The 12,764-nt window shown below is 49.6% G+C and carries 5 protein-coding genes, 3 tRNA genes and 3 rRNA genes; all 11 read right to left on the bottom strand.

Annotated elements, in window-relative coordinates:
* A partial coding sequence (locus B160_RS0116260; RefSeq protein ID WP_018628989.1) for an ISAon1 family transposase N-terminal region protein occupies nucleotides 1-246 on the bottom strand: 246 nt, incomplete at its 3' end.
* Between the two features lie 381 nt (nucleotides 247-627).
* Nucleotides 628-701: transfer RNA gene (locus B160_RS0116270), tRNA-Pro, on the bottom strand.
* A 188-nt stretch (nucleotides 702-889) separates the two neighbouring features.
* Nucleotides 890-2,434 (bottom strand): alpha-N-arabinofuranosidase, encoded by a 1,545-nt coding sequence (locus tag B160_RS0116275; RefSeq protein WP_026309823.1) that lies wholly within the window; start codon nucleotides 2,432-2,434, stop codon nucleotides 890-892.
* Between the two features lie 358 nt (nucleotides 2,435-2,792).
* Nucleotides 2,793-3,101 carry a hypothetical protein gene (locus tag B160_RS0116285; protein ID WP_018628993.1) on the bottom strand — a complete coding sequence of 103 codons (309 nt, stop codon included), beginning with the start codon at nucleotides 3,099-3,101 and terminating at the stop codon, nucleotides 2,793-2,795.
* Between the two features lie 32 nt (nucleotides 3,102-3,133).
* Nucleotides 3,134-5,857 carry a hypothetical protein gene (locus B160_RS0116290; protein WP_157558106.1) on the bottom strand — a complete coding sequence of 908 codons (2,724 nt, stop codon included), beginning with the start codon at nucleotides 5,855-5,857 and terminating at the stop codon, nucleotides 3,134-3,136.
* Between the two features lie 195 nt (nucleotides 5,858-6,052).
* Nucleotides 6,053-6,673, bottom strand: a complete 621-nt coding sequence (locus B160_RS0116295) for a hypothetical protein (protein WP_018628995.1) — start codon at nucleotides 6,671-6,673, stop codon at nucleotides 6,053-6,055.
* A 544-nt stretch (nucleotides 6,674-7,217) separates the two neighbouring features.
* Nucleotides 7,218-7,329: ribosomal RNA gene (gene rrf / locus B160_RS0116305) — 5S ribosomal RNA — on the bottom strand.
* A 127-nt stretch (nucleotides 7,330-7,456) separates the two neighbouring features.
* Nucleotides 7,457-10,255, bottom strand: a 23S ribosomal RNA gene (locus B160_RS0116310).
* Between the two features lie 377 nt (nucleotides 10,256-10,632).
* Nucleotides 10,633-10,706 (bottom strand) — tRNA-Ala (locus B160_RS0116315).
* Nucleotides 10,707-10,738: 32 nt separating this feature from the next.
* Nucleotides 10,739-10,813: transfer RNA gene (locus tag B160_RS0116320), tRNA-Ile, on the bottom strand.
* Between the two features lie 158 nt (nucleotides 10,814-10,971).
* Nucleotides 10,972-12,497 (bottom strand): 16S ribosomal RNA (locus B160_RS0116325).
* Together the 16S, 23S and 5S rRNA genes with 2 tRNA genes alongside form the textbook arrangement of a ribosomal RNA operon.
* Nucleotides 12,498-12,764: the final 267 nt, after the last annotated feature.

The following is a 12,764-nucleotide window of genomic DNA, read 5'->3' on the forward strand; positions in this document are numbered from 1 at the left end:
CTTAATACTTAGTTCTGCTTTTTGATCCCGTATCGGGAAATCCTGTACACGTACCTCCGGTAAAAATCCTTTGGAATGATAGCGTTGTCCTTTGAACTCTTCTGGAAGCTCGTTGCGCTCTTCTAAAAACAACACCAACCCTTCCTTGTCTTTTAATACCCGAACTAAATCGAAATATTCCAGCGTACCTGCCGGCAAAAAATACCCCGCTAATGCCTTAAATGTCTCTGATTGATCTTCACTCATACCCAGCAAAAAAATCACTTTTCTACTATTCCCCCAACTTTTTCACTTGATCCCATTTATTTTAAACAAAACAGGTAATACATCTGCCAAAGTAATATTGCCGCCTGATGAAGGATTTTTGTTTAGCATACAATCTAATGACACAAGCGGACTGTATGATCAAATATTCACAGAGCAATGTACGATTTACAAAAATATAAACACCGCTATCAAGAATACAATTATTGAGGTTTCTAAGATCGACGAAAGTGTTTCGGCTGAGTCAGAATTGATCGTTCTGCCATAGTAGTAGGGATGATCAAAAAAGGCAGCAATCAAGTATAAAAACGCTACTTAAATTGCTACCTTATTTTATAAAACATTGAAAATCAATGTAATCTGTCGGGATGACTGGATTCGAACCAGCGGCCTCTTCGTCCCGAACGAAGCGCGCTACCGGGCTGCGCTACATCCCGAAAAAAACTTAAGGGGCCGCAATATATAATAAGTTTTGGAATTTATGACGATATCCCCTGATTTATTTCCGATGCCTCCAACGCCATTAAAACGAGCGGCTGTTTCGTCAACCTCTTTACAGATCCCGCCACAATTGATGCCGGATAGGGCTCAAATCTCATGTTCAAATTGGAGGCCGCAGCGGCGGTCATTCCAATAACAGGCTTACCACGGAATGCCGCGGGAGCTTTACTACCAGATCATGAGCTTTTATCTGCGCACCTTTAAAGACAACCGGTACTATTTTCGTTTTATTTTCAAAAGTATTGATATCCGTAAATGCAGCCGACCCGAGCAGCTTTCCACTGAGCTTTTTATATGCAGCCCCGGGCAGTTCTGCGCGCAATGTAATGTCACTGGCCGGATCGATATTGACCAATGTAATGAACAACCGGCCCCGAGCGTCCAGCGAGGCAGAAGCATTGACCGCCGGTATCTTTTGCATGCCGTTTACATAGTCAGGGGCGGTTATCTGCAGGGGCACCCGCCGGGCATCCATATGCTGCTGGTACATATCAAAAACATGATAAGTGGGCGTCAATAACATCTCCGCGCCCCTGGTCAATATCAATGACTGCAACACGTTGACCGTTTGGGCAAGATTGGCCATCCGCACCCGGTCCGCATGGTTGTTGAAAATATTGAGCGTTGTGGCGGCGATCAGCGCATCCCGGAGACTGTTCTGCTGGTACAGGAAACCCGGGTTGGTCCCCGGCTCCACATCCGTCCAGATCCCCCATTCATCCACTACCAGCGCCACGCGCTTTTCCGGATCGTATTTGTCCATGATGGCCGCGTGCCGGGTTACCAGCTCATCCATAAAAAGGCAGTTTTTCATGGTATTGAAATATTCGTTCTCATCAAACTGTGTGGCAGATCCCTTTCGATCCCATTTGCCGGTGGGTATGGTATAATAATGCAGACTCAGCCCCCACATCATGCGCCGGGGAATGGTCTTCATCAGAACCTCCGTCCAGTTGTAATCGGCCGCATTGGCGCCACCGGCTACTTTCTTCAGCGGAGCGCCCGGGTAATTTCTTGCAAAAGTTGCGTAACGGCGGTATTCACCCGCATAATATTCAGGCGTCATATTGCCGCCGCATCCCCAGCTTTCATTGCCCACTCCCCAAAAGCTCACCCGCCAGGGCTGGCTTCTTCCGTTCTCTTTCCGCTGCCGGGTCATGGGCGTATCACCATCGGCGTTTAAGTACTCTACCCATTTCGACATTTCTTCCACGGTACCACTGCCTACATTTCCGGCAATATAAGGTTCGGCGCCCAGCAATGCACAAAGCTCCAGGAACTCGTGTGTGCCAAAGCTGTTGTCTTCAGTAACTCCTCCCCAATGGGTATTGATCATCTTTGGCCGGTCCTTCCGCGGGCCGATGCCATCGCGCCAGTGATATTCATCTGCAAAGCAGCCTCCCGGCCAGCGCAGGTTGGGAATGCGGATCTTTTTAAGCGCCTCTACCACATCCAGGCGGATCCGGTCCTTTTTGGGCAGGTTCATACCCGGGTCCACCCAAAAACCATCATAAATACAACGACCGAGGTGCTCTGAAAAATGCCCGTAAATGTGACGGCTGATGACGGTCTGGGTATCTTTTACCTGCAGGGCCAGGCGGCCTTCCTTTTGTGCATTCAGCTGTATTGCAGCCAGCAGCAGCAACCCAAAAAGCAAGCTATATCTCATATGATCGTTTTTTCTTTTTACAAACCGCCCCGTTCCTGCGGCGGACAGCTGCGGATCTCCCGGTTGCCGCCCCTCTTCTCCATTTCCGCCCTGCAGCCCGGCCAACCCGGTATCGCCTCCCGAAGAAGACAACCGCCGCACCGGCAAAGCAATAATTAATTGTCAGAGTTACAATTATATATCAAAAATAAACCATCCGGTAAACCGTTCCAAATATTTTTACAGGACAGTACGCGAATGGTTTTGCCGGGGTATGCGCCTCTCCGGACACGCTATGATAACGGGCAGGTGATCATTCCCGGGCTGCAGGCTGGCGGGCCGGATGCTTGAGTATATGGGGAGACCTCCGGTGTCCTTTTTAGTATTGCACGTGGATCGTTACGCTGTTGCTCAGGTTCTTTACCCTGAAACAATTTCTGTTGGTTGCATTGCCGCCGGTCGCCACGAGGATGTGTGCGGTTGCGGCATAATGGATCTCAGACGACCGGCGTGCCTGAAATGCAAATGTATTCGGGTCACCGGTACCTGGATCTACAAAAACGTACACTTCTACTTTTGCCGATTCATTGCCGGGGTTTTGCCCCGTTATCGAAATGGCGATCTGCTTGTTCGTTGTTGTATGTCTGCCTCCCGATAACTGACCGGGGGCTATGTTTTCTATGGGCATATCGATATGTTTTAAGAAATGAAAGCGCATGATCATCCGCTGGTGCCCAGAAAGCTGGCCGGGTAATAGCCAAAACCGATCCGGTCCTTTGGCTCCGTGCCGGCAAGGGTTTCTCCGGGGTTGATAACGGCGTACACGACATTGCATTTCCCATCCCCGGGGACGGCCAGGTCTTTTAATTTTACACCCCGAAAGAATAACTGCTCCATTCCGCGGACCGGGATATTGGCAATATGCTGGTCCGGTGCTACCGGCGGGCTGTCTTTTAACGGATCTGCTTCAAACAACCCAACGGTTACAGGGCCTGTAGCTGAAAAGCTGTTGTTGTGCACCCGGACGGTTACATCTACCAGGCCGGGATCTTTTTTGTTCAGGACAATTTCTATGTCCCGGGTAAACAACCGGTACTGTTTTGAGGTGAAAGGCAGGTGAAATACCGGGTTGGGCCGTTGAAACTGCTCATAAAACCAGGTGCTTCCCCGGGGAATGTTCACGATATAATCCACCTTCAGGTATTTTCCTTTTTTGCTCCAGTACACATAGGGCCGGATGCTGTAATGCATGGTTTCATCAAGCCCGGCGGCACTTACAGACAAATGAATGCTGGTCTCCTCATTGAACCCGAGGGTATAATTTGACGATCGGCTATTGGTATAGCTGCCCTCCCAGCTATGGCTGAGCCCCATGCTGAGCCCCTCTAAAAAATCCACTGAAAAATTGCCCGACTGGCTGTTGTTGATGCTGGTAGTTTGCGTTATCGTTTTCAGATCCGCATCTGACCGGTTGCCCGAAAAATGCACATCAATAGACGCATCCTGGTTGTCGACCGAGATTTCCTGTTTGCAGATATTTCCCAGATCGGGATCGTAATCGGTCATGGATCCCTCACCGGAATAATAGGACAATATATTCCCGGTCGTATGCCGTGGTTTATACATAGCGCCCAGGTCCGATCCCGATATTGTTTTTACCTGCCCCGTGCCGGATTGCGGAAATATGACCAGCAAGTGGCCCTTTTCCTGGTTCTTATGGATCACGGGATATTCCCATACATTGAATACGTTCACATACAGCAGGATGATATCTTCTTTGTTCGAAGAAACGTTCAGCGAAGTGCTGATCATTTCTCCTTTATCCTGTGTTTTAGAAAAATCTTCTCCATAGGTGTTATTGATAGAGCGGGTAAGGCTTCCCAGCAGGGAGGCGCCCAGCTCCGCCGTCAGGTTGTCCGACGTTGTATATGAATTGTGGGTGTTCAGGCTCAGTGAAGTGGTTTTCCCCCGGGTATTGGTGAACGACACCTGCCGCGAACAGCTCCGGTTCTCTTCTTCGTTCTGAAACTCGGCAGGAAGCGGCGGAATGTTCACGATCGCCACTACCGACTGCACATCACTGATCACGCTCATTTCCGGGGCGCCTACTTTTATGAGGCTCCCGTCAAAATCGCCGGTGGCCAGCTCCAGGCGCAGCCGGGAAAGATCCCGGTCTTCCCGGAAAGCATAGCCTCCGGCATAGAGTCCCGGCAAGGGTGCGGGCTTGCCGAACTGTACGGGAAACTTCAGGTACGGATCTACCTGCAAGGCCCCCACGCTCACCCGGGCATAGCCCCGCTTCAGCAACAAAGCGTTGTCCGCACCCAGCGCGGCAACAATGATCGCAGGCCCGGTATCGTGCTCCAGGTTGGCGATGGCCATTTTAAAATCAAAGGCAATAAATGTCATTCCCTCTTCTCCGTTCACTCTTGCGTCAGAAGCAAGTTCCGGTACCAGTATATTCGAGAAACGAAACACCTGTAACAGCAAATGCCCGTAGATCCCTTCCGCATCATCTGCCGTCCCGATCACCAGCTCCTCAACCCCGTCTTCGTTCAGATCTCCCGCGGCCAGCCGGATCAGCCCTTTGGTTACGGGCAGGCTGGTGGTGCTTTCTTTCTTTAACAGGGCTTCCGGATCGCTGCCACCTGTCGCCGCATCGTATTGCCAGGTCTGCACCTCAGCACGGGTCTGGCCTTTTGTTGTCCAGGTCAGCACCAGCCCGTCGGTCGTGCTGCCCGGTAAAAATGATCCGCTGACCAGCTGCATGCCTTCCGGAGCCACGCCCCCTTCGGTTCTTCCAACCACGGCTTTGGCAACGGAGCACCATCCGTCCTGTGTAACCTGCAGCAGTTCCAGGAATAAATTATTTCCGTCCGGATCTTTTTCTCCTTCATAAAACAGGGCCATCTCATCGTTTTTGCTGCCGGTAAAGACACCGGTAACCAGATCATATTTTTTTCCGGAGGCCATTACCGGGCCCGGGTACAGCACGGGCGCCTCTTCCTTTTGCAGGGTCTCTTTTCCGCAAATACAGCAGCACAGCCGGTTTTGTGGCCCGGGAAAAGCGATCAGGATATGCGGATGGCCCCCGTGGTCGATCCGCCCGCACCAGGCAGGTCCTGAAGTCCGGTCCGCAATTTTCCATGTTCCCAAAGGCGAAAGATCCCGTTCTTTATCCGGCGCCTCGGCCGGCAGGACGGAAAAAAAAGCCATCACCAGGTGCTCCTCCTCATTGATGGAAACCGTTGCCAGCTCCTCCCGGCCGTCATCATTAAAATCTGCAGCAACTATCAGCAACGGGTGGGAGCCGGAGGTACCGGTCATTAGCCGGCAGCCATCCGCTGCTAACCGGACGTAAGAGCCCTCCTCCCGGGAATGCGCCGGCTTCGACGACAGGGCAACCGCCTTCAGCATTTTTTCCTCACCTTCAAAGGATATCATAATACCTTCTGTTTTCACCAGGTGATAGTTCCCGATCAAAGGATCGTATCCTTGTGGAGGCCGCGAAGCCGGCTGCCGGATCTTACACTGTAAACCGGGCTTATGTTTTATAATTACAGACATACGGATCAGGTATAAGCGGTCCTCTATTCCTTACCGCGGCAAGGGCGGGCAGAACTGAGAAGCGCGATGCGGCTATACGACCGGATAATGGCTCAGCTGGTCGTTCACCGTTTTTATAAATTTCTGATATACGGGCGCGTCGGTATGCTTTCCCGCAATGGCATCAGCCACTTCGGTGGCTTCCATATTGCTGTCGCAAAAATGCGCCAGCTCCAGGATCTTAAACGCATAAGCCTGGTACTTACCATCTTTTCCGTTGGAGATATGCCGGGCAAACAACTGACGCTCTGTTCCGAAAAAATCCCATTTTTCGGTATCTCCACCGGGGTAAAAAGCCTGGGTCCGGATATAACAGATATAATAGGGCAGGTTGTATTTGGGCGACCACTTTGTGGGATCGGGCCAGGAGAAGCTTGCGGCAACGGCAAATTCGTGCTTATCGCCCATGGAGCCGCTGGCTTCTATAAGCATCGAAAGCGGCGTGCCCTGGAATCCGTACCAGATCTTTCCCTTATCATCTGCCGGATATTGAAGAAATTTCTCGCTGAATTCGATATAAAATTGTGCCGCGGTACCGGGTCTTATTGCTCCCGGCGGATCAAACCGGGTCATTTGATACGGCTTTTCCCGGTTGGTTTCTTTCAGTGTACTGGTTGTTGCGTTATAGATACGCAGTAGAGCGCCTTGTCCCATTGTGTTGATTTTTGAAGGTGGTAAGAGGGTTGTCCGTTCCTGGTCTGAGGGCCATTTTATGGCGATGGCCGTATGAAGTTACTTCCAGCGACCCGCTTTTTCCAAATCCGGTAGCGGACAAAATGCGGATTGCGGCAGGGACAAATCACGGACAGCCTTCCATGATCGCATACGGGAGCAGAAACGGGGCAATTTTTATTAGCAGGCGGGGCATCGCAGATCAGCTCATTGTTTATACGATTGGATATCCGTAATAGACCCATCCCTTTAGCCTAAACGGCGGCTATCACCCCGGTTATCCCGAATGAACGTTCAGGCGGGCATTATACGGGAACGTATCGGCCGCATCGCCTATTTTGGGTAGCAGGTTAGTATTGAGGGGTGAGCCCCGGGGACGGGGGCTCAACTGCGGGACGCTTTACTACAACGCCGTTTATGTTTTTGTATATCGTTCCGCTGGCCCCCGCCTCTCCCTGCGGCGAACCACACCCGCTACAGTTCCAGGCATAAAAAAACCCTCCAGTAAAACTGAAGGGTTCAATAAGAATGGCAGCTACCTACTCTCCCGCATTGTGGTGCAGTACCATCGGCCATAAGGGGCTTAACTTCTCTGTTCGGTATGGGAAGAGGTGAACACCCTTGGTATAACCACCATAAAAAATTAAAAATGTAAAACACTAAACTAAAAATGCAGCACTAAAATGTCTAACATCTATCGTCTAATATCTAACATCTAATAAGATTAACATATTGGAAAAAACTGTCAGAAGAGATCTAATAAAAAAATTAAAGCTTACGGGCAATTAGTACTACTCGGCTTTGATGTTACCACCTTTACACCTGTAGCCTATCAACGTCATAGTCTCTGACGGCCCTTAAAAGTAAACTCATCTTGAGGCAGGTTTCACGCTTAGATGCTTTCAGCGTTTATCCTGTCCGTGCTTAGCTACTCTGCATTGCACCTGGCGGCACAACAGATACACCAGCGGCACGTACGACCCGGTCCTCTCGTACTAAGGTCATGTCCTCGCAATTTACTAACGCCCACCACAGATAGGGACCGAACTGTCTTGCGACGTTCTGAACCCAGTTCACGTGCCACTTTAATCGGCGAACAGCCGAACCCTTGGGACCTTCTCCAGCCCCAGGATGTGACGAACCGACATCGAGGTGCCAAACCTCCCCGTCGATATGAGCTCTTGGGGGAGATCAGCCTGTTATCCCCGGAGTACCTTTTATCCTTTGAGCGACGGCCCTTCCATACAGAACCGCCGGATCACTTTAGCCGACTTTCGTCCCTGCTCGGCCTGTTTGCCTCACAGTCAAGCTCCCTTTTACTAATGCGCTCTGCGTACGATTACCAACCGTACTGAGGGAACCTTTGCAAGCCTCCGTTACTCTTTAGGAGGCGACCACCCCAGTCAAACTACCCACCATGCACTGTGTCCCGCTAGGGATTAGATTCTAAATCAAAGAAGGTTGGTATTTCAACGACCGCTCCACCCTACCTGGCGGCAAAGCTTCATAGCGTCCCAACTATACTACACATCCGTAATTCAAAATCAATGCAAAGTTGTAGTGAAGGTTCACGGGGTCTTTCCGTCCCGTGGCGGGTAACCGGCATCTTCACCGATACTACAATTTCACCGGGCTCGTGGAGGAGACAGCGTTCAACTCATTAGACCATTCGTGCAGGTCGGAACTTACCCGACAAGGAATTTCGCTACCTTAGGACCGTTATAGTTACGGCCGCCGTTTACTGGGGCTTCAGTCAGAAGCTTTGGATTACTCCGAACATCCTTCCTTAACCTTCCAGCACCGGGCAGGTATCAGGCTCTATACGTCATCTTTCGATTTTGCAGGGCCCTATGTTTTTGTTAAACAGTTGGTTGAACCATTTTACTGAGACCACATCGCTGTGGTATGCTTTATCCCGAAGTTACAGCATCAATTTGCCTAGTTCCTTCTCCACGGCTCACCCGAGCGCCTTAGAATACTCATCCCGTCTACCTGTGTCGGTTTGCGGTACCGGCTGCTATACTCGCTTTTCTTGGAAGCACTCTCACTGCTGCGCTTCACCCGAAGGTTCCACTCGTCTAATCCGTCAGACTAGGCAGCTAACATGCTCCGTCACTTTTATTGTATAGCAGGCGCAGGAATATTAACCTGCTTTCCATCGTCTACCCCTTTCGGGTTTGACTAAGGACCGGGCTAACCCTGATCCGATTAACGTTGATCAGGAACCCTTAGACTTTCGGCGATAAGGTTTTTCACCTTATTTATCGTTACTTATGCCTACATTTTCTTTTGAAACCGCTCCAGCATACGTCGCCGTACACCTTCGATGCCGTTTCAATGCTCCCCTACCGATCAGCCCTCAAAGGGCGATCATAGAGCTTCGGTTCATGGTTTAATACCCGATTATTTTCCGCGCAGAGTCTCTCGACCAGTGAGCTGTTACGCACTCTTTAAATGAATTGCTGCTTCCAAGCAAACATCCTGGCTGTTATAGAAACTCTACATCGTTTGTCTAACTTAACCATGTATTGGGGACCTTAGCTGCTATTCTGGGTTATTTCCCTCTCGGCCATGGACCTTAGCGCCCACAGCCTCACTCCCGGAGATATGTACTAGCATTCGGAGTTTGTCAGGGTTTGGTAGGCGGTGAAGCCCCCTAGCCCAATCAGTAGCTCTACCTCTAGTACACTTCTAAAATCCGAGGCTGTTCCTAAAAACATTTCGGGGAGAACGAGCTATCTCTCAGTTTGATTGGCCTTTCACCCCTATCCACAGGTCATCCCAAGACTTTTCAACGTCAACGGGTTCGGTCCTCCAGTGTGTGTTACCACACCTTCAACCTGCCCATGGATAGATCACAAAGTTTCGCGTCTACCCCCACTGACTAAGCGCCCTGTTCGGACTCGCTTTCGCTACGGCTCCGTTTTCAAAAACTTAACCTCGCCAGTGAGGAGTAACTCGTAGGCTCATTATGCAAAAGGCACGCCGTCACACCATAAAGATGCTCCGACCGCTTGTAGGCGTACGGTTTCAGGTACTATTTCACTCCCTTATTCAGGGTGCTTTTCACCTTTCCCTTACGGTACTGGTTCACTATCGGTGTCTGAGGAGTATTTAGCCTTACCAGATGGTGCTGGCAGATTCAAGCAGGATTCCTCCGGTCCCGCCCTACTCAGGATACTACACGTCCACGTTAATTTCCGCTTACGGGGCTATCACCCGCTTTGGCTTAACTTTCCAGAAAATTCTGCTTGATAACGCTTTCTAAAAGTAGTCCTACAACCCCAGCTCCGCACGCGAAGCTGGTTTAGGCTCTTCCCTGTTCGCTCGCCACTACTTAGGGAATCATTGTCTTATTTTCTTTTCCTCCGGGTACTTAGATGTTTCAGTTCTCCGGGTTGGCTCTCTTTCGAGTAATATACCTTCAGTATATTAGGTTGTCCCATTCGGAAATCCAGGGATTTAATACTTGTGTGCAGTTCCCCCTGGCTTATCGCAGCTTACCACGTCCTTCATCGCCTCTCAGACCCTAGGCATCCACCATACGCCCTTAATTGCTTTAAAAAAGTTCGTAAACTTCTTTAATGAGGCCAAGCTCCCGCTTGGACTTATTTTTTAGTTTAATTGTAGATTGTTACCCGACCACATTTCTTCAGACCAACCATAATAATTATAGTGTGATGTTTCAAAAATTGTGATCGAACCCGACTCGCGTCGGGCTGTTAGGTACTCTCCTAACAGTTTATTTTTTTCCAATATGTCAAAGAACTTGGTCTTCATGAAAATCTGAAACTACACAACCTAAATCATATACCTCAAACCTCATTCGACTTTTGCAGATAAAATGGTTTCGAACCATCGGAGCCTCTCAGGCTTTATCTCATCTTAAAAGAACTCTTTTTTTTCAAATCCTCAAATTATTCATCCTCAAATTTGACTTGTGGAGGATATCGGAGTCGAACCGATGACCCTCTGCGTGCAAGGCAGATGCTCTAGCCAACTGAGCTAACCCCCCATCTAAAGGCTGATAGCTATCAGCTTGTAAAGTAGACCCGACCAGATTTGAACTGGTGACCCCTACATTATCAGTGTAGTGCTCTAACCAGGCTGAGCTACGGATCTCTATACCCCAAACCCCTAAAGGGGCCTCGAGATGATTGCCTCCGTTAACCCTCGGGCTTGTCTTTTATTTAAAAGAACGCTAAATAAATTTGAAAGAATAGGAAACAACAGCACGGTAAATCTGGGGTTGAAAATATTCAACCCGTACATAGCTCTAAAAAGGAGGTATTCCAGCCGCACCTTCCGATACGGCTACCTTGTTACGACTTAGCCCCAATTACCAGTTTTACCCTAGGCAGCTCCTTGCGGTTACCGACTTCAGGTACACCCGGCTTTCATGGCTTGACGGGCGGTGTGTGCAAGGTCCGGGAACGTATTCACCGTATCATTGCTGATATACGATTACTAGCGATTCCAGCTTCACGCAGTCGAGTTGCAGACTGCGATCCGAACTGAGAAGAGGTTTTTGGGATTAGCTTCATATCGCTATGTCGCAACCCTTTGTCCTCCCCATTGTAGCACGTGTGTAGCCCTGGGCATAAAGGCCATGATGACTTGACATCATCCCCTCCTTCCTCGCGTCTTACGACGGCAGTTTCACTAGAGTTCCCAGCGTTACCTGATGGCAACTAGTGATGGGGGTTGCGCTCGTTGCGGGACTTAACCCAACACCTCACGGCACGAGCTGACGACAGCCATGCAGCACCTTGCTTTGTGTCTATTGCTAGAAAAACCACTTTCATGGTTCGGCACTCGCATTCTAGCCCAGGTAAGGTTCCTCGCGTATCATCGAATTAAACCACATGCTCCACCGCTTGTGCGGACCCCCGCCAATTCCTTTGAGTTTCAATCTTGCGATCGTACTTCCCAGGTGGGATACTTAATGCTTTCGCTCAGACACTTATTGTGTATCACAAATGTCGAGTATCCATAGTTTAGGGCGTGGACTACCAGGGTATCTAATCCTGTTTGATCCCCACGCTTTCGAGCCTCAGTGTCAATATATGTGTAGCCAGCTGCCTTCGCAATTGGTGTTCTATGTCATATCTATGCATTTCACCGCTACATGACATATTCCGCTAACCTCCACAATATTCAAGACCAATAGTATCAATGGCAGTTTCCAAGTTAAGCTCGGAGATTTCACCACTGACTTACTAGCCCACCTACGCTCCCTTTAAACCCAGTAAATCCGGATAACGCTTGCACCCTCCGTATTACCGCGGCTGCTGGCACGGAGTTAGCCGGTGCTTATTCATCTGGTACCGTCAGACGAGAAAGAATTCCCTTTTTTCGTCCCAGATAAAAGAAGTTTACAATCCAGAGGACCTTCATCCTCCACGCGGCATGGCTGGTTCAGAGTTGCCTCCATTGACCAATATTCCTTACTGCTGCCTCCCGTAGGAGTCGGGCCCGTGTCTCAGTGCCCGTGTGACTGGTCGTGCTCTCACACCAGTTAATGATCGTTGGCTTGGTGGGCCGTTACCCCTCCAACTACCTAATCATACGCACACCCGTCTTCTAGCGCATCACTGCTATAATATCAAAGAGATGCCTCTTCAACATCTTACGGAGAATTAATCCAAGTTTCCCTGGGCTATGCTCCACTAAAAGGAAGGTTGTGTACGTGTTCCTCACCCGTTTGCCGGTCTCAAGAAGTGCAAGCACCTCTCTACCCCACGACTTGCATGTATTAAGCCTGCCGCTAGCGTTCATCCTGAGCCAGGATCAAACTCTCCGTTGTAAATGAGTTTGACTACTGACTATTAAAAATTCTCAAGAGAAAAATTAACGTGTCAAAAATCTAAATGTTATTTGCTTTTTGACTTACCTTTCGTTGTCACAATTGAATGTGACTGAATTGTGCTATTGCTTCCAAACTTTCAAAGATCTTACCACTTCCATCACCCCCTAAAAGAATGACTTCCGTGACCTTGTAAATACCGCCGGATTTGAACCAGCTGCGCGCCTCTACGCTGTACCTCCTAAAAGAACTCCATCCCCGCATCAA

This window comes from Niabella aurantiaca DSM 17617, assembly GCF_000374125.1.
In the GTDB taxonomy this organism is placed as follows: domain Bacteria; phylum Bacteroidota; class Bacteroidia; order Chitinophagales; family Chitinophagaceae; genus Niabella; species Niabella aurantiaca.